Raw genomic sequence first — 18,440 nt, 5'->3', positions numbered from 1 at the left:
AGCCGTACCGGAAGGTGCGGCTGGAACACCCTCCTTTCTAGAGATGACCGATAATTGAACATCGGACTAACTCATTCTTTAAATCTTGCTGACAACAAAAAAATAAGCAGTCATAGCTCAGCTGGTTAGAGCGCTACACTGATAATGTAGTCGGCAGTTCGAGTCTGCCTGGGACTACAATAAGCTAAAGAAGGAAATTCTAGAAGCTGAAGAGAGACGAATAGCATAAATCGTAATTCGTAATTCGTAACTCGTCATTAAGCACGGGGAATTAGCTCAGCTGGCTAGAGCACCTGCCTTGCACGCAGGGGGTCAAGGGTCGAATCCTTATTCTCCACAACAACAAGTACATTGACATATTGGGATAAAGAGCATAAGAGATTCAATAATAGATTATTGATAATCTAACGAAAAATATTAAAAAGAATCAAAGAGAACGAGGTATTTATTTAATTGATAATTGTTAATTGTTAATTGAATAAAACTACAAGCGCGAAAAGTTATGTAAGGGCGTATGGGGGATGCCTAGGCTCTCAGAGGCGAAGAAGGACGTGATAAGCTGCGAAAAGTTGCGTGGATTGGCACATACGAGTTGATACGCAAATATCCGAATGGGGCAACCCAGTACATTGAAGATGTACTACATCGTAAAGATGGGCAAACCCGCTGAACTGAAACATCTAAGTAGGCGGAGGAGAAGAAAACAAAAGTGATTCCCAAAGTAGTGGCGAGCGAAATGGGAACAGCCCAAACCCATATTGTTACGGCAATATGGGGGTTGTAGGACCCAGATATAGGTTGTAAAGCTGGATTAGAAGTGTTTGGAAAGACACACCATAGAGAGTGATAGTCTCGTATAGGCACAGTTTTATAAATCTTATGGGTATCCTGAGTAGGTCGGGGCACGTGGAACCTTGACTGAATCCACCGGGACCATCCGGTAAGGCTAAATACTCCTGAGAGACCGATAGTGAACTAGTACCGTGAGGGAAAGGTGAAAAGAACCGTGAATAACGGAGTGAAATAGACCCTGAAACCATACGCCTACAAGCGGTCGGAGCAGCTTAGGCTGTGACGGCGTGCCTTTTGCATAATGAGCCTACGAGTTACTGTTACCAGCGAGGATAAGTATTTCAGATACGAATCCGCAGCGAAAGCGAGTCTGAATAGGGCGACAATAGTTGGTAGTAGTAGACGCGAAACCTGGTGATCTACCCTTGGGCAGGTTGAAGCGCTGGTAACACAGCGTGGAGGACCGAACTGGTTGTCGTTGAAAAGACTTCGGATGACCTGAGGGTAGGGGTGAAAGGCCAATCAAACTGGGAAATAGCTCGTACTCCCCGAAATGCATTTAGGTGCAGCGTTGATGTGAGTTTAATAGAGGTAGAGCTACTGATTGGATGCGGGGGTTTCATCGCCTACCAATTCCTGACAAACTCCGAATGCTATTAAATGCTCATCAGCAGTGAGGGTATGGGTGCTAAGGTCCATATCCGAGAGGGAAAGAACCCGGACCATCAGCTAAGGTCCCCAAATATATGCTAAGTTGACCAAACGCGGTCTGACTGCACTGACAGCTAGGATGTTGGCTTGGAAGCAGCCATACATTTAAAGAGTGCGTAACAGCTCACTAGTCGAGCGGTTGGGCATGGATAATAAACGGGCATAAGCATATTACCGAAGCTATGGGGTTATTACATAAGTAATATACCGGTAGGGGAGCATTCTATTGGCGTTGAAGCTAAAGGCGTGAGCCATAGTGGAGCCTAATAGAAAAGAAAATGTAGGCATAAGTAACGATAAGGCAGGCGAGAAACCTGCCCGCCGAAAGATCAAGGTTTCCTCAGCTATGCTAATCAGCTGAGGGTTAGTCGGGGACTAACGCGAACCCGAGTAGGGGTAGTGGATGTACAACAGGTTAATATTCCTGTACCATTAATCTACTAAAAGTGACGGAATGAGATAGCTACCGCGTACTGACGGAATAGTACGTTTAAGGAGTTGTTATGACTTCAAAAGTACACTGAGGCTTCGGCTGATGTGAGAGTGGCGACAACGTTTCCAAGAAAAGCGAAGATTAATGCCCGTACCGTAAACCGACACAGGTGATTGGGATGAGAATTCTAAGGCGCTCGAGAGATTCATGGCTAAGGAACTAGGCAAAATAGACCTGTAACTTCGGGAGAAAGGTCGCCTATCTAGCGATAGGCCGCAGTGAAAAGGTCCAAGCGACTGTTTATCAAAAACACAGGACTCTGCAAAATCGAAAGATGAGGTATAGGGTCTGACACCTGCCCGGTGCTGGAAGGTTAAGAGGAGAGCTTAGCGTAAGCGAAGGTTTGAATTGAAGCCCCAGTAAACGGCGGCCGTAACTATAACGGTCCTAAGGTAGCGAAATTCCTTGTCGGGTAAGTTCCGACCTGCACGAATGGTGTAACGATTTGGACACTGTCTCGGCCATGAGCTCGGTGAAATTGTAGTATCGGTGAAGATGCCGATTACCCGCAGTGGGACGAAAAGACCCTGTGCACCTTTACTATATCTTCGTATTGGTCTTGGATAAGTGATGCGTAGGATAGGTGGGAGACTAAGAAGCGGCTATTCCGGTAGTTGTGGAGTCATTGTTGAAATACCACCCTTTGCTTATCTGAGGTCTAACCCTGCTAGGAGCAGGGGACAATTCGTGGAGGGTAGTTTGACTGGGGTGGTCGCCTCCAAAAGAGTAACGGAGGCTTCTAAAGGTTCCCTCAGCACGCTTGGTAACCGTGCGTAGAGTGCAATGGCATAAGGGAGCTTGACTGAGAGACCCACAAGTCGATCAGGTACGAAAGTAGAGCATAGTGATCCGGTGGTTCCGTATGGAAGGGCCATCGCTCAAAGGATAAAAGGTACGCCGGGGATAACAGGCTGATCTCCCCCAAGAGCTCACATCGACGGGGGGGTTTGGCACCTCGATGTCGGCTCGTCACATCCTGGGGCTGGAGAAGGTCCCAAGGGTTGGGCTGTTCGCCCATTAAAGTGGCACGCGAGCTGGGTTCAGAACGTCGTGAGACAGTTCGGTCTCTATCTACTGTGGGCGTTAGAAATTTGCGTGGATCTGACTCTAGTACGAGAGGACCGAGTTGGACGCACCTCTGGTGTATCTGTTGTCTTGCCAAGGGCATAGCAGAGTAGCTAAGTGCGGATGGGATAAGTGCTGAAAGCATATAAGTACGAAACCCGCCACAAGATGAGATTTCTTTTAAGGGTCGTGGGAGATGACCACGTTGATAGGTTACAGGTGTAACGGTGGTAACATCATAGCCGAGTAATACTAATCACCCGTAGACTTTTCGCGCGTAGAGATTCTTTTTTACAAAAATCTTAGTCACAACAATTGTTAATTATTAATTATCAATTGTTAATTGAAAAATATGTTTTTTATCCCTATATGTTAAAAAAATAAGGTTACAGGTTGTAGGTTATAGGCATCAGGGATTCCCCTGAAACCTAATCCCTAACCCCTAACACCTAAAAAGTTTAAGGTGGTTATAGTCAAAGGTCTCACCTCTTACCATTCCGAACAGAGCAGTTAAACCTTTTAGCGCAGATGGTACTACGGTCACGTGGGAGAGTATGTCGCCGCCTTCTTATAAAGAGCAATTCAGATAAAGAATTGCTCTTTTTTTATTATTTAATGTTTAAGTGATACTTTTTTGCAAAAGCCTTTATAGTGTTTTGTACTTTTGAGTAGGTATGGAGTAGAAAAAAATCTGGTGGCATATTTCTTGTGGGCTATTTAGGTTATAAGAATAATTATTTATGACATATATACATAGAAAAGATGTTTTTGGTAAACTTTTTAGAGGTCTTACTTTAGATATAGGTACAGAAAAAATAGATAAGGACTTTCTAATGTCTAATCATATTAATAGTTTGGTCATAAGAATGTCTACAAATGAAGAAATAAATAAGTTAGAAGATTTAAGTAATCTACCTTTTTTAGAGGGACTTTCATTTCCTGATGTATATTACCCTACACTTGATGTGCTAAAAAAGTTGTCTCATATAATCTATTTAAAAATTCAGGGAAAATCAGGGACGCCTATTCCTTTTGATTTCCTCCCTAAGTTATGGTGTGTTTATTTGAATTATGATAAAAAAACTTGTACTTCTATTTTCAAAGCTCAACAGCTGGAATATTTATTCATAGATAATTATGTAGGGAAATCCTCAGAAGATTTTGTAGTGTTTAGCAAATTAAAAAGATTAGGCTTGATGAAATTTAAACTCTCTGAATTTAATGCTATTGAGAATATGTGTAATATAGAACATCTTGGGATGGGGTATAATTCAAAAATGACAGATATTAGTTGGATAAAGAAAGCACCGACTTTGAAATCAGTTGCAATCAGTAATTGTAGTAAGATTACTAATTGGGAAATGTTAGGTAATTTGTCAAATTTAGAGACCATCATTATAGAGAATGCTGGTGAAATATCTTCTATTGATTTTCTCTCTAATTTACCTAACCTAAAAGAAGTTCGTTTTATCGGGAAAACTTATGTAAAGGATAATCGCATCAAGCATCTTCTGAATAATAATAACTTACAAAGATTTTTTATTCCAATAAGAAACAATTATGACATTACTATAAATGATTTATTTTAATAAATGGTTATAGTAATGTTTTTCAGGTATGTTGTTAAAATCTTAACTTTCCTCTATTTGATTAAATATTTATGGCAAAAGAAGGACTTTTTACTATGGAAACTTCTTTAAATATTCTTAAAAATCTTTTTAAAGAAGAGCATATTTATTTTGATAAACAGTATGATGAGTTTACTTTAAAGTATAAAGGTTTCTGCTTGTGGATTTATGCTTATAAGGAGGATGGGGGTGATATTTTTGAAAACGAAATCATAAAACTAAATTTGAATGTTAAGTATGAATCTCAAATACCATCACAAGTGATTGCTGATTTTAAGAATGCCAATCAAGGGTTAAATTAACTTGTTGATTTCAAACCTCCCCCAGCCCCCTCCAAAGGGGGAGATGCGATGCAAAAGCGATAACATTCTGTTAATCACGGATTATTATTCAACTCTTGATTCATATTAAGAAAAAGGCTTTAATGTTAGGACTTAAAGAAAGATTTTTATGAGAGTAGTTATTCAAAAAGTAACCCACGCTTCAGTGGATATAGAGAAGCAAAGGGTAGCCTCTATCAATAAAGGCTTATTAGTATTGGTAGGGATAGAAGATAGTGATACTGATGAGGATATTGCGTGGCTATCAGCGAAGATAGTGAATTTACGCGTTTTTGAAGATGAAAATGGTGTGATGAACCTCTCGGTGAAGGATGTAGATGGCGAGGTGCTTGTTGTGTCGCAATTCACTTTGCATGCAGCTACTAAAAAAGGTAATCGCCCCAGCTATATCAGGGCAGCACGACCTGAGGTGGCAATCCCTATCTATGAGGCATTTGTAAGACAAGTGGAAACATTACTTGGCAAGCAAGTGCCTACGGGGCAATTCGGAGCAATGATGCAGGTAAATCTCTGTAACGATGGTCCAGTAACGATTTTGATAGATACAAAAAATAAAGATTTTTAAATGTTGGTAATTACTTTTTATCTTTGGTTAGGAGGTTTGTTGAAATAGCAAAATTACATCTTTTTTTGAATAGTTGTAAATTGTTGATTGTAAATTGTTAATTATTTTGTACTTTTGTGCGCTTAATATTTTTTACGTTTTTTTGAATATGCAAAAACCTTTGATATTAGTAACAAACGATGATGGTATTACCGCTCCTGGTATCCGTTATTTAATTGATATAATGAAAGAATTAGGCGATGTGGTGGTAGTAGCCCCTGATTCGCCTCAAAGTGGTAAAGGTCACGCTGTTACCCTTGATACTACTATGTATTGCGATCCTGTACCCACAAGTCAAGAAGGAACTAAAGAATACGCTTGTAGTGGTACACCTGCCGATTGTGTGAAGATCGCCAAACACGAGGTTTTGCACGGTCGTATGCCTGATTTGTGTGTGAGTGGTATCAACCACGGCTCAAATGCCTCTATAAACGTGATTTACTCTGGTACAATGAGTGCAGCTATTGAGGCGGGTACTGAGGGAATTCCTGCTATTGGTTTTTCGTTGTTAGACCCCAGTTGGAATGCTGATTTCTCTCAAGCGCGCTCTTATATTAAAAATATTGCTGAGAAGGTGCTTGCCAATGGGTTGCCTAAAGGAACAGTGCTGAACGTAAACATCCCAAATATCAAGAAGGAAGAAATTAAAGGGGTGAAAATATGCCGACAAGCACGCTCTCGATGGATAGAAAGTTTTGACAAACGTATAAATCCGCAGGGAAGAGTATACTATTGGATGACAGGTACTTTTGTGAATGAAGATAAAGGTACTGACACCGACCAATGGGCGCTTGAAAACGGCTATATATCGGTTGTACCTATTCAGTTTGACCTTACTGCTCACCAAAATATTGAACCGTTAAAACAATGGGACTTATAGATATGAACCATAACCAAAAAAATCAACTCATAGGGTTTATTATAGGGATATTAGCTAATGCAATAGGAATATTAGCTTATATCCTTATTTTTTCTAAAAATAGTATTGCTCTTACCCTTCAAGATGCTTATTACAGAGGCTATTTAGGAAAACTCATTATGTTGGGAGCCTTGTTAGACCTTGCTGTTTTCTTCTTTTTTATCAATCGTTATGAAAACGAACGTGCCAGAGGGGTACTTATTGCTTCGGCAGTGCTTACAATCATTATTTTAATATTGCAATTTACTTAAAAAACAATTAATATTATGAGAATTAGAGAATATTTAGTGTTTTTATACCGAATTTTATTGGTATATCTCTTTTACGCCATAGCTCGTGGCTTGTTCATTGCTTTTAATATGAGTGCAATGGGCGATGATATGAGTTTCGGAGTGATTCTAAAGCTCTTTTACTATGGACTACAATTTGATAATTCCGGTATTTTCTATGTGAACTTACTTTTTATCTTCTTGAGTTTGATTCCTTTGCGTATCAATACAAAGCCCATTTACCAAAAAGTACTGTTCTACATTTATTTTATTACTAACGGACTAGCTTATGCTACGAATTTCGTTGATATATTGTATTATCCTTTTAGTAAATCACGCCTTACGAGTGCTTCGTTTGCTGTGATTGAAAACGAGCAGAACAAAATGAGTTTATTTGGCAGCTTTTTAGTAGGTTACTGGTATATGTTTTTACTCTTTATTTTACTCATTTGGCTTTGGATATTCCTTTACAAACGAGTGAAAGTAACCGAAGTGCAGCTGGCGCCTAAGCCTTATTTTATCACCTCTGTATTGGCTTTAGCTTTGGCAGCAGTGGGGATAGTGTATGCTATTCGTGGGGGTACTTGGGATCACTCTTCTCGTCCTATCAATATAGTAGATGCAAGTCGCCATACTAATATTTCAGGGCAAGCCGATGCGATTCTCAATACGCCTTTCACGCTTATTCGCACTTTGGGTAAGAATAAAGGTTTTAGAGAGTATCATTTTGTAGATGAGGCTTATATAAACAAAAATTTGAAACCTATCAAGCAGTATAATAGAGATGTGCCTAACCAACCTAATGTGGTGGTGTTCATCTTAGAGAGTTTTAGCAAAGAATATTGGGGTGCAATGAATAAGAGAACGAATATTCCTAATTTTCAAAGCTATACACCTTTCTTAGATTCTTTGGCACAATATTCTTATGTGTTAGATGATGCTTATTCTACAGGTCGCCAATCTATTCACGGAATGTCATCGGTATTGGCGGGAATTCCTACCATACAAGTAGCCTATATGTCGTCGCCTTATTCACAACAAAAAGTACAATCTTTGGTGTCTATAGCCAAAGAAATGGGGTATGATACTTCATTTTTCCACTCAGCACCTAATGGTTCTATGGGATTTTTAGGCTTTTCCAATATTTTAGGTTTTGACCATTATTATGGGAAAAACGAATATAACAATGATGCCGATTTTGATGGTATGTGGGGTATTTGGGACGAGCCTTTTTTCCAATATATGTGCAGTGTATACAACCAAAAGAAGCAACCTTTTTTAGGCACTATCTTCACGGTATCATCTCACCATCCTTTCAAAGTACCTGAAAAATACGAAGGTAAATTTCCTAAAGGGAATGTGGAAATTCATCAGTGTATTGGTTACACCGATTACTCCTTAAAACGCTTTTTTGAATGCGCTAAAAAAGAGCCTTGGTTTAAAAATACAATTTTTGCTTTTGTGAACGATCACCCTGCAATGCCTTATTACGAGCATTACAAAGAGCCTATAGGTGGCAAAGGAGCAGCCATTATGTTCTATAGTCCTAATCCTGATTTAGTTCCTACAGGGGTATATTCTGAAGTTACTCAACAAATAGATATTTACCCTTCATTGGTGGATTTGATGGGGTATAAAAAACCTTTCCGTTCTTGGGGACATAGTGTGTTTACAAAACTACCAGACGAAACTCCTCGTGCTTTCATCTCGGATGCTCACGTATACCAAATGAAACAAGGTAATTATATCTATATTATAGATGAATATGGCAAGGTGAATGGTGTGTATAAAGGAGAAGATACAGCTCTTAAAAACAATCTTTTAGGCAAAGAAGATAATGCCGAAATTCAAAAAGGTATCAAAGATCTGAAAGCCTTTATGCAGGATTATATGGACAGGATTATCCACCATAAATTAGCAAATTAGGTGTCAGCAGCACAAGCAAATAAATTAGCAAATGAAAAAGCGCGGTGTTTCAAATGATAAACATCGCGCTTTCTTATCTTTTATCTCTTACCTTTTACCTATTCAAGAGTAAGAAGGTATTTCTCTGCGTCCAACGCTGCCATACAGCCTGAACCGGCAGCAGTAATGGCTTGGCGGTAGCGAGTATCGGCGGCATCACCTGCAACAAATACTCCTGCTACATTGGTGAGCGAAGTGCCCGCTACGTTTTTGATATAGCCTACTTCATCAGTATCAATATAAGGTTTAAAGACATCGGTATTAGGTTTATGCCCGATAGCTACAAAGAAACCTGTGATAGCTATTTCGCTTATTTCTCCCGTTTTGTTGTTGCGGACTTTCATACCTGTAACAACTTGTCCATCACCGAGAATTTCTTCAGTTTCGGTGTTGAAAAGCACTTCTATTTTTGGCGAATTGAGTACACGTTCTTTCATAATTTGCGAAGCGCGGAACTCATCACGACGTACGAGCATAGTTACTTTTGAACAAAGGTTTGCCAAATAAAGGGCTTCTTCACAAGCCGAGTCGCCTGCCCCTACAATAGCCACGTGTTGATTGCGGTAGAAGAAACCATCGCACACAGCGCAAGCCGATACGCCGCCTCCTGTTTGGAGGTAGTGTTGTTCGGAGGGTAACCCCAAGTATTTAGCTGAAGCTCCTGTAGCGATAATCACCGCATCGGCGTGGAGTTCTTGGTCGTCTACCCATACTTTGTGAGGATGAGTTGAGAAGTCTACTTTAGTTACCCAACCGTTGCGAATATCAGTACCAAAACGTTTAGCTTGTTGCTCTAATTGCATCATCATCTCGGTGCCCATCACACCTTCAGGATAGCCGGGGAAGTTTTCTACCTCGTTGGTAGTAGTGAGCTGTCCGCCAGGTTGTTCTCCTTGGTAGAGAACAGGATTAAGGTTTGCGCGAGAGGCATAGATAGCCGCGGTATAGCCCGCAGGACCTGAGCCTATAATGAGGCATTTTATTTTTTCGATGTTTGCCATAGTGATTTTTCCTTTTTTAAATTTAGGCTGCAAAAGTACAAAAATAATACCAATCTATAAACCTGTCAATTTGTCAATTGATATTTTCTAAAACTGATTTTTTAGAAAAAATTCATCAGCTGGGAGTAACTTTTCGCCAATGCTGATATATAGACTGTTGGGTGTGTTTGCTTGTAGGTAGTGTTGTAGAAAGGTTTTTAGTATGTTTTGGACATCGTTGAAAGTATCGTAGTAATGATATAGGTAGATAGTTTTTACTTCAAAAGGGATTTGCGCTAACCATTCCTTAGCAAATGCTCTCTTTATACGATTGTATTTGTAGAAACACACCCATTGATAACCGTTTTTATGGGAATATACTTGGGTGTAATTTACCGAACTTGTTATTTTGTGAGAAATATCTTTTAAATAATCGCTAATGGTTACATTGCCATCGGCGAAAAATAGGTATACTTGGTCGGCAGCTATGGAAGGAGGGAGCTTATAATCGGGGGTTGATACTTTTTCTTTCCATTTGCGCAAGATTTTTAGTATTAAGTCACGGTTCTTTTTACTTTTTACAAAAGTGGGGAGTTTGGCTACCATTGTCATTCCTTCACGTTCGCGTAGGTCAGAGGCGATGTAATCTTCCATTACCTCTAAATGGCTCATATTTCTTGCCCAAAATAGGTTGCTGCGCACATTCTCTTGGAAAAAATAGGGCAACCCGAAAGTACTATCGCATTTCAGTCCGTTAGAGGGAGTGGGGTTGGGCTGTCGGTAGGATTCGTATTGAGGTTTTACGAGATATTCTTCGCTGCACTTGGGGCATTTTACTTGCCGGAATTCATTGGTTTCTTTTAGTCCGCCTTGTCGTTGTTCAATTGGGGTGCCACAATTGGGGCAATTGAGTTTTACGATAGCTGCGAACAACTCTAATTCTTCAGCTTTCTTTTCAAAACCACAGTGCGGGCAATGTACTTGGCAATTGGTAACAACGGCGATTTTTTGGCACTCGGGACAGGTTACCCAAGTGTCGTCTTTCCAAAGAATAATATGTTTTTCGGTATATCGTTTCATTAGAATATATTTGAGGTTTAGGACTCTTGGCTGGGCAGTTGGTGCTGTTAGATTTCTTTAGGATATATTTTTACCCTAGTATCATTATCTATTTCCCAAATAATATAAGTATTTTCGTCTGGATATTCAATTTCATAGATACTTTTTAGAAGATTGGGTATCCATAAATCTCGCTCAATAGATACTATTTTATTGTCAGAATATTTATATACAAGCTTTGAAAATCTGTTATCATTATGTAAGTTATAGCTTTCGATTACTTTATCATTAAATAATCTTACATAAGTTATACGATTAATTTTTGTCGGCTCTTCAGTTATATGAGAACTAGATAATTTTAATTCAAAAATACCTTCTTGAACATAGATATATAGAAACCTTGTAACTACCCATTCTTTTTCGTAGTTATTATAAAAATCATACTCTAATCTACCTACAATCTTATCTTCACTATCAAAGAAATAGTGTTTTACGTGTTTATTTATTTGGGGCTCATTTTTCAAAAATCTACCTAACTTATAACCCAATAATTCAGTGTCAAATGGTTCTAATTGATAAGCTGGAAGTACAGTTTTAGACCATTTTGTATATTGAGTTTTTAGCCTCACTTCCTTCAGTAATTGAGGTATTTTAAAGGTGTAATCCTCTTTGCATTTTTCTAAAAAATCTCTCATATCATTGGTGTTTATCCAAGTTTGTTATATAATCAAACAAAAGATTGTGAATAAATAAGTTTACTTTTAATGGCATTTGCAGTACATACCCAGCTCCTACATAAAAGTGATTGATTATCAGAATAGTTAACTTTAATCAACTTTGCTAAAGGTGCGAAATGCACGGACAGGAAACTTTAGAATATATCGAGAGTTCTCTCTTCTTCAAAGCCGTCGGGGAGGGTGAAAACTACAGTGTAGCGCCCTTTTGGGAGATATACTTTGCCATCGGTAGCGGTGGATAGAAATATCTTTTGGAGGCTTTTTTCATAAGCTAATTTACCTTCAGGCGAGATGCTCAGGTCGTAAGGAATATAGTTAAAACCTTTGTTGCTCTTGTAGTTGAAGGTTTGGAGTGTTACTCTGCCTTTCATTATTTTAATAGGCACTTCCACATTGTCGTTGGCAGCAAAAGCATAGAAATACACTTTGGGTTGTACAGGGTCATCCCATTCACTTGCAGCATTGCCCCAATTGGGTGAATAGGGGATTGTGATGGGGGTTTCTAACGGGAAAAAGGCTTGAGTTACAATGGCAGCACGGAGCTCTTGCATCATTTTCACTGAAGTGCGATAGATGCCACGTCCTAAAGTAGCGACGGTCATTTCACCGTTTGAGTCATTGATATAAATATCATTCACACCTGTTTCGGGTAGCCCTTGGCTGAAAGGTTGCCAGCTTTCGCCTAAATTGAAGCTGATATACAAGCCGTTATCGGTTCCGGCATACAGAATTTGCTCGTTCTTAGGGTCTTCTTTGAGAACGTTCACTTTAGCATCGGGGAGGTTAGAGTGAATATCTGTCCAGCTTTTTCCGTTGTCGTTACTCATAAAAATAATGGGGTCGCCCTGAGTTTCGTCGGTGCTGATGAGGGTTGCCAATACGCGGTTGCGTTGGTGCTTAGAGGCGATAAGGTTGTTCACTTTTAGGGCGCGAGGGAAGGCGTTGTATATCTGTTTCCACGATACGCCCCCATTATCGGTGGTGTAAATCATACCATCATCGCTACCTGTATAGAGCAAGCCAAACATAAAAGGCGATTCGGCAATAGCCGAAATAGTGCCATAAGCCTTGTTACCCTGCTTGTTACCGTTAGTTACATCGTCGGAAATAGTGCGCCAATTGCGACCTTTGTCCATTGAGATATGTAGCTTGTTGCTTCCGATGTAGATGATATCTTTATTTTGAGGGGATATGAGCAGTGGTGCTTTTTCACCAAAGCGCAAAGGGGCTTTATTCTCGCCATAGTAAGCGCTTCCGAGAGGGAAAAGTTGGTCTCTATCGGGGAAGAAAGTGAAGAATTTGCCATAAGGTTCGGCGGCATAGCTGTCGTTGCCAAACGAAAGGGAATGTATGTTTCTTTTGAAAGTATTCCAATGGCTGTTGTTCTGAGCTAATACGGCTTGATCACTCACATAATAAGGCGTTTTGCTCGCTTGGTCATAACACAACTGATTGAAGGCTATAGCTTGAGGTACGTTTTTAGTTGCAAAACTTTTACCATTGTCGTAAGAGAGTTGTAGTCCGTTAGGGGTAGTACAGAACAAAGTGCCTTGTTGTAAGTAGAGTTGTTCATAACTATTTTGTAAAGAGAGCGGCTGCTTGCTTCTCCACGTTTTGCCACCGTCGTCAGATTCGAGTAGAGGATACCCCCCTATAAACAAGTGGTTTTTATTCGTGAGGTTTACGGCAATGCCTCCGAATTGTTCTCCGTTTTGGTAGTACATATCGTTGAGAGGTTGGCTGTTAGCTTTTTGCCAAGAGTTGCCGCCGTCGTTAGTTACATACACTTCAGCACCTATAATCTCTTGAGTGCTAACGCCTAAATAACTAAGAATTTTAGCAGGCGAAGTAACCTCGGCGGCTATCATATCCTTGAAGTTTTGTGCAGTATATTTCTTATCCTGACCGATATTGTGCAGGAAGATGTTCAATCGGTTGTTGTCTAAAGTGAGAAAATCGGCTTTGCTCATCGCATCGAAATCCTGAGCGGTAAGGTGGATACGCGCTGTTTTTTGCAGACTGTTATTGTTTTCTTTTTTCTTAGGATTGCGGTTATCAACCACGGCATAATAAATTTGCGAATTGAAACAAGTAACCCCTATTTTGCCGATGTTATTTCCTTTGATAAATCCGTTGTTTGCAGTGATTTTTGTCCACGAATTTCCACCATCAACACTCTTGTAAACAGCGCTATAGCTGCCATAAGGGAGGTCGTCCCACTGACTGCTGTTCACATCCCAAGCAACGGCTAAAAGCACACTGCCATCGGGGGAGGGGCTGATTTGGCTAATACCAGCACGGGTGCTCACAAATAGCTTTTGTTGCCAAGTTTTACCACCGTCGGTAGTTTTGAAGATACCGCGTTTTTCGTCGGCTTTGTAGGGGTTGCCTAATATTCCGGCGATAATTTCTTGAGGATTGAGAGGATTGATGTACAAACTGCTGATGTGCTGTGCGTTAGCCAATCCGCTGAATTTGGTTGTTTTGCCTTTATCAGCAGAGATGAAGATGCCGTAGGGGGTAGCAAGTGCTAAAGTGCTTGAAGTCCAGTCCATGGCGATAGCGCTGATAGATTGGGTAGGAAGGGTAGGGCAGAGAGGAGTATAGGTCTCGCCGCCATTTTGGGTGAGCCAGATACCTCCGTTTTCAGGAGTGACGAGAAACTCGTTATTGTTTTTAGGGTTTACATTCAGCGCACTGATACGGTTACCTATTTCTTTTACGATTACCTGTTCAAAAGGCGTTTCACGCACCCACGAACGCACTTTGAGTTCTTCTTTTTGGCGTAAAGGCAGAGGGAGTAACTCTTGAGCGGTAAGGGTTACACTGCTTATTAATAAGGATATAGTACAAAAGATATTGTTTTTCATAGTAATGAATATACTTTATTGATTTGAAGTAATAGGGAATGCAATATATTCTTTTATCAATTCGTTATAATGATTGTAACACTCATATACAAAGGCAGTTATTTGAGGTTTGAATTCTTTAAAGCGACCTTCAGCTGAAAATTCTTTATAGATGATACCATCAGCACCTCCACACAATTCTACCCATACTTTTATCTTCTTGTTGTCTAAAAATCTATAAGATACTTCTATATTACACAAATCCATATCTCTTTCATTTAAATAAGCATCTTTCCATACGATTTGAAAGTATTTGAAATACATAGTCTCTTCTTCTTCTTTCTGAAAGAAATCTCCAGAGTCAAAACCTTGTATTTCTTCTCTTCCTTTAAATCTGTTAAAACCTTCAGCGAAAAGCGTATCAATAAAAGTGCTTATTTCAGAAAAATCAGCATAGTAAAAACGATGAAAAATACTTGTTAAACTATTGAAAGTCTGAAATTCTGTAGTTTCTGAAACGTCTGTTTTTTGAGTTTCTATATTGAAAACTTCATAAGTGCAACTTCCACTGTTATAGGCAGTAAATCGTTTTAAATGCGTTTTATTGGTTTGAAAAGTTACTTCAACACTTCCTTTATCAGCATCGTATTGTATATGTTCATCTGTTATAGGAATTTTTTGATATGTTTTTATGTTTTGTATAAATTCTTGAAGCATTTTATCTTTTTAGCCATCTTCTTTTTCAATTTTCGGCTATTGCATAATTTGGTTTTATAACTGCAAAAGTACAATAATTTATTGAATTATAATAGCTGAATACCGTTTTCTTCGCAAAGTTGCAGCATATCATCTGTCCAGATAGAGGCTTGAACTTCGCCTATATGCGCTTTTTGCATCAGTAGCATACAAATACGCGACTGACCGATACCCCCACCGATGGTGAGCGGGAGTTCACCTTTGAGCAACATTTGGTGATAGTCTAAGGTTTTGCGGTGTTCGGCATTAGCGAGTTGCAATTGGTGTGCTAATGATTTTTCGTCTACTCGTATACCCATAGACGAGAGTTCTAACGCGCTGTTTAACACGGGATTCCAGATGATAAGGTCGCCGTTGAGTTCCCAATCGTCATAATCGGGGGCACGGTTGTCGTGTTTTTTACCAGAGCGTAAGGTTTTACCTATTTGAGTGATAAAAATAGCCCCTTTTTCTTTGGCAAATACTTCTTCGCGTTTTTGAGGCGATAGAGTAGGGTAGCGGTCTTCTAACTCCTGCGAACTGATGAAGGTTATTTCTTTCGGCAAAAAAGCCTTACATTTAGGGTAGTGAGCAACGAGAGCAGCTTCAGTTTCTAAAAATGCGTTATAAAGCTGGTTGACTGTTTGTTGTAAGTATTCCAAGGAACGATCGGAAGGAGCGATAACTTTTTCCCAATCCCATTGGTCAACGTAAATAGAATGGGTATTATCTAAAGTTTCATCGCGACGGATGGCATTCATATCAGTATAGATGCCTTCGTGTAGTGCGATGCTATAGCGTTTCAGTGCCAAGCGTTTCCATTTGGCAAGAGAGTGAATGATTTCGATAGTTTGACCTTCGGCGTCTTTCATTTCAAAACTCACGGGTCGTTCTACTCCGTTGAGGTCATCGTTGAGACCTGTATTGCGTTTCACGAATAGAGGGGCGGAGATACGAGTGAGATGTAAGGCTTCAGCTAAAGCTTTTTCAAAAGTATCTTTGATGAGTTTGATCGCACGCTCAGTGTCCATAATGCCATAAGGCGATGAGTAGTTTTTAGGAATGATAATCATAATGAGTTGATTTTCTGATTTGGTGAATTGACAGTGAAAGGAAACCACAAAATTTATACCATATTAATAATGAGGGGAGTAGAAAAATATAAAAAAAACACCTGCCATTTTGTCACCTTCTCCTACTTTGGTATTCTTTTCGCTATGCCTCCCCCGATAAATAACAAGCGAAGTGATAAGATTCTTACCTCTTATCTCTTACCTCTTAACTAAATAAAAATGAAAGGAAATATAAACGTCTCTGTGGAAAACATCTTTCCACTTATTAAAAAATTCTTGTACAGCGACCACGAGATATTCTTGCGCGAACTCATCTCTAACGCTACCGATGCTACTCTTAAACTGAAACACCTCACTAGCATAGGCGAGGCAAAAGTAGAATATGGGAACCCTATCATCGAAGTGAAGGTCGATAAGGATAATAAAACCCTCCATATAATCGACCAAGGTATTGGTATGACCGCTGAAGAGGTTGAAAAGTACATCAACCAAATTGCTTTTTCAGGAGCTGAGGAGTTTTTGGAGAAATATAAAGATACTGCCAAAGACGCTGGAGTGATAGGTCATTTTGGGTTAGGCTTCTACTCTGCTTTTATGGTAGCCAAACAAGTGGAAATCATCACCAAATCCTACACCGATGCTCCAGCCGTGCGCTGGGTATGCGACGGTAGTCCTGAATTTACTTTAGAGGAAACCGACCTACGCGCCGAACGCGGTACTGAAATTATCTTGCACATCGCCGATGATTCTACTGAGTTTTTGGAAGACTTCCGTATCGAAGAGTTATTGCGCAAGTACAACCGCTTTATGCCTATACCAATTAAATTTGGTACGAAACAAGAGCCGTTACCTCGTCCTGAAAATGCCCCTGACGACTATAAAACGGAATATGTAACGGTTGATAATATTGTAAATAACCCTAATCCTGCTTGGACAAAACAGCCAGCCGATTTGAAAGATGAGGATTATAAGGCATTTTATCACGAACTCTACCCAATGCAGTTCGATGAACCCCTGTTTCACATTCATCTAAACGTAGATTATCCGTTCCACCTTACCGGTATCCTCTATTTTCCTAAGCTCACTAATGATATGCAGTTACAGAAAGACCGCATACAGTTGTATCAAAACCAAGTATTTGTTACCGATAACGTCGAAGGTATAGTGCCCGAGTTCTTAACAATGCTCAAAGGGGTGATAGATTCGCCAGATATCCCGCTAAATGTATCGCGTTCTTACCTCCAATCCGATGGTAATGTAAAGAAGATTGCTAATTACATCACTCGTAAGGTAGCTGATAAACTGAAATCACTCTTTACCAATAATCGCGACGACTTCCAAAACAAGTGGAACGACATCAAGATAGTGCTCGAATATGGTATGCTTACCGATGATAAATTCTATGAAAAAGCAGCCGATTTTATGTTGTACCCCACTACTGATGGCAAGTATTACACTTTGGCAGAACTAAAAGAAACAATAAAAGCTAAGCAAACTGACAAAAATGATACATTGGTAGTGTTATACGCTCAAAATAAAGAACAACAATACACAGCTATTGAGCAAGCTAAAGAAAAGGGCTACGAAGTATTGTTATTGGATAGCCCTATCGTATCGCACTTGATACAGAAGTTAGAAGGTGATAATGAAAAACTTACTTTCACTCGTGTAGATGCTGCTCCTGTAGCTAAGTTAATTCAAAAAGAAGAACCTACTATTGCTAAACTCTCAGATGAAGAGAAAAATACGCTGAAAGTTGAAATCGAGAAGGTAATTCCTAAAGAAGGCTATATGGTGCAGTTAGAAGATTTAGATAGCAATGATACGCCGTTCGTTATCAATCAACCCGAGTTTATGCGCCGTATGAAGGAAATGAGTGCTACCGGAGGAGGTGGTATGTTCGCTATGGGAGGTTTCCCCGAAGTGTATCACGTAGTAGTAAATAGCAATTCTTCTTTAGCCGATGCTATTCTCCACTCTAAAGATGAAGTTCAAAAAGAAAACCTTATTAAACAAGCCTTTGATTTAGCACGACTTTCACAGGGTCTCCTCAAAGGTAAAGAACTTGCTGACTTTGTAAAAAGAAATTGGGAAATTAACAAATTAGCAAATTAGTAAATGAACACCATTACACTTTGCCAAAGGTTTTAGTAGCTTGTTGTGCTACGACCTTTGGCAAAGTTTTTTATTTTGGAAAGATAGAGCCTTTTTGTGTAGTTT

13 protein-coding genes, 2 tRNA genes and 2 rRNA genes are annotated in these 18,440 nt (G+C 39.6%); 11 read left to right on the top strand and 6 right to left on the bottom strand.

What is annotated here, in order from left to right; genetic code table 11:
- Nucleotides 1–108 precede the first annotated feature (108 nt).
- From DR017_RS14025 to DR017_RS13980, 10 genes are all read left to right on the top strand, one after another.
- Nucleotides 109–177 (top strand) — tRNA-Ile (locus DR017_RS14025).
- 88 nt (nucleotides 178–265) lie between these two features.
- A tRNA-Ala gene (locus tag DR017_RS14020) sits at nucleotides 266–337 on the top strand.
- 156 nt (nucleotides 338–493) lie between these two features.
- Nucleotides 494–3,337, top strand: a 23S ribosomal RNA gene (locus DR017_RS14015).
- A 183-nt stretch (nucleotides 3,338–3,520) separates the two neighbouring features.
- Nucleotides 3,521–3,630: ribosomal RNA gene (gene rrf / locus DR017_RS14010) — 5S ribosomal RNA — on the top strand.
- 171 nt (nucleotides 3,631–3,801) lie between these two features.
- Nucleotides 3,802–4,650, top strand: coding sequence for a leucine-rich repeat domain-containing protein (locus DR017_RS14005; RefSeq protein ID WP_040361873.1), 849 nt, complete (start codon nucleotides 3,802–3,804; stop codon nucleotides 4,648–4,650).
- A 71-nt stretch (nucleotides 4,651–4,721) separates the two neighbouring features.
- Entirely contained in the window at nucleotides 4,722–4,991 is a 270-nt protein-coding gene (locus DR017_RS14000; protein ID WP_002681832.1) for a hypothetical protein, read from the top strand.
- 148 nt (nucleotides 4,992–5,139) lie between these two features.
- On the top strand, nucleotides 5,140–5,595 hold the full coding sequence (dtd, locus tag DR017_RS13995) for a D-aminoacyl-tRNA deacylase (RefSeq protein ID WP_002681828.1): 456 nt from the start codon (nucleotides 5,140–5,142) through the stop codon (nucleotides 5,593–5,595).
- A gap of 148 nt (nucleotides 5,596–5,743) precedes the next feature.
- Nucleotides 5,744–6,514, top strand: a complete 771-nt coding sequence (gene surE / locus DR017_RS13990) for a 5'/3'-nucleotidase SurE (protein ID WP_002681818.1) — start codon at nucleotides 5,744–5,746, stop codon at nucleotides 6,512–6,514.
- A complete protein-coding gene (locus DR017_RS13985; protein WP_002681816.1) occupies nucleotides 6,502–6,804 on the top strand; it encodes a hypothetical protein in 303 nt (100 codons plus the stop codon). The genes surE and DR017_RS13985 overlap by 13 nt, the downstream gene beginning before the upstream one ends.
- 15 nt (nucleotides 6,805–6,819) lie before the next feature.
- Nucleotides 6,820–8,748 (top strand): LTA synthase family protein, encoded by a 1,929-nt coding sequence (locus DR017_RS13980; protein WP_002681825.1) that lies wholly within the window; start codon nucleotides 6,820–6,822, stop codon nucleotides 8,746–8,748.
- 98 nt (nucleotides 8,749–8,846) lie between these two features.
- Here DR017_RS13980 and trxB read toward each other — a convergent pair whose 3' ends face one another.
- The 6 genes from trxB to asnA form a co-directional block, all read right to left on the bottom strand.
- Complete coding sequence (gene trxB / locus DR017_RS13975) at nucleotides 8,847–9,788, bottom strand: thioredoxin-disulfide reductase (protein WP_040361870.1); 942 nt, start codon at nucleotides 9,786–9,788, stop codon at nucleotides 8,847–8,849.
- A gap of 87 nt (nucleotides 9,789–9,875) precedes the next feature.
- Nucleotides 9,876–10,847 (bottom strand): hypothetical protein, encoded by a 972-nt coding sequence (locus DR017_RS13970; RefSeq protein ID WP_002681824.1) that lies wholly within the window; start codon nucleotides 10,845–10,847, stop codon nucleotides 9,876–9,878.
- A 47-nt stretch (nucleotides 10,848–10,894) separates the two neighbouring features.
- Entirely contained in the window at nucleotides 10,895–11,521 is a 627-nt protein-coding gene (locus DR017_RS13965) for a hypothetical protein (protein WP_002681813.1), read from the bottom strand.
- Between the two features lie 176 nt (nucleotides 11,522–11,697).
- Nucleotides 11,698–14,433 (bottom strand): WD40/YVTN/BNR-like repeat-containing protein, encoded by a 2,736-nt coding sequence (locus DR017_RS13960; protein WP_002681822.1) that lies wholly within the window; start codon nucleotides 14,431–14,433, stop codon nucleotides 11,698–11,700.
- Between the two features lie 15 nt (nucleotides 14,434–14,448).
- Entirely contained in the window at nucleotides 14,449–15,129 is a 681-nt protein-coding gene (locus DR017_RS13955; RefSeq protein WP_002681836.1) for an immunity protein TriTu family protein, read from the bottom strand.
- 86 nt (nucleotides 15,130–15,215) lie between these two features.
- Nucleotides 15,216–16,223 (bottom strand): aspartate--ammonia ligase, encoded by a 1,008-nt coding sequence (gene asnA / locus DR017_RS13950; protein WP_305887767.1) that lies wholly within the window; start codon nucleotides 16,221–16,223, stop codon nucleotides 15,216–15,218.
- A gap of 216 nt (nucleotides 16,224–16,439) precedes the next feature.
- Between asnA and htpG the strand changes: the two genes are divergently transcribed.
- Nucleotides 16,440–18,335 carry a molecular chaperone HtpG gene (gene htpG, locus DR017_RS13945; RefSeq protein WP_002681838.1) on the top strand — a complete coding sequence of 632 codons (1,896 nt, stop codon included), beginning with the start codon at nucleotides 16,440–16,442 and terminating at the stop codon, nucleotides 18,333–18,335.
- Nucleotides 18,336–18,440 lie beyond the last annotated feature (105 nt).

It is taken from the genome of Capnocytophaga sputigena, from assembly GCF_900446695.1.
Classification (GTDB): domain Bacteria; phylum Bacteroidota; class Bacteroidia; order Flavobacteriales; family Flavobacteriaceae; genus Capnocytophaga; species Capnocytophaga sputigena.
The sequence above is the reverse complement of the archived record's forward strand: the minus strand, read 5'-3'. Positions and strand labels throughout refer to the sequence as shown.

Bases quoted from the DNA above. Each gene is read 5' to 3' on its own strand.
- DR017_RS14005 (WP_040361873.1), top strand. From the start codon at position 3,802: ATGACATATATACATAGAAAAGATGTTTTTGGTAAACTTTTTAGAGGT.
- DR017_RS14000 (WP_002681832.1), top strand. From the start codon at position 4,722: ATGGCAAAAGAAGGACTTTTTACTATGGAAACTTCTTTAAATATTCTT.
- dtd (WP_002681828.1), top strand. From the start codon at position 5,140: ATGAGAGTAGTTATTCAAAAAGTAACCCACGCTTCAGTGGATATAGAG.
- surE (WP_002681818.1), top strand. From the start codon at position 5,744: ATGCAAAAACCTTTGATATTAGTAACAAACGATGATGGTATTACCGCT.
- DR017_RS13985 (WP_002681816.1), top strand. From the start codon at position 6,502: ATGGGACTTATAGATATGAACCATAACCAAAAAAATCAACTCATAGGG.
- DR017_RS13980 (WP_002681825.1), top strand. From the start codon at position 6,820: ATGAGAATTAGAGAATATTTAGTGTTTTTATACCGAATTTTATTGGTA.
- trxB (WP_040361870.1), bottom strand. From the start codon at position 9,788: ATGGCAAACATCGAAAAAATAAAATGCCTCATTATAGGCTCAGGTCCT.
- DR017_RS13970 (WP_002681824.1), bottom strand. From the start codon at position 10,847: ATGAAACGATATACCGAAAAACATATTATTCTTTGGAAAGACGACACT.
- DR017_RS13965 (WP_002681813.1), bottom strand. From the start codon at position 11,521: ATGAGAGATTTTTTAGAAAAATGCAAAGAGGATTACACCTTTAAAATA.
- DR017_RS13960 (WP_002681822.1), bottom strand. From the start codon at position 14,433: ATGAAAAACAATATCTTTTGTACTATATCCTTATTAATAAGCAGTGTA.
- DR017_RS13955 (WP_002681836.1), bottom strand. From the start codon at position 15,129: ATGCTTCAAGAATTTATACAAAACATAAAAACATATCAAAAAATTCCT.
- htpG (WP_002681838.1), top strand. From the start codon at position 16,440: ATGAAAGGAAATATAAACGTCTCTGTGGAAAACATCTTTCCACTTATT.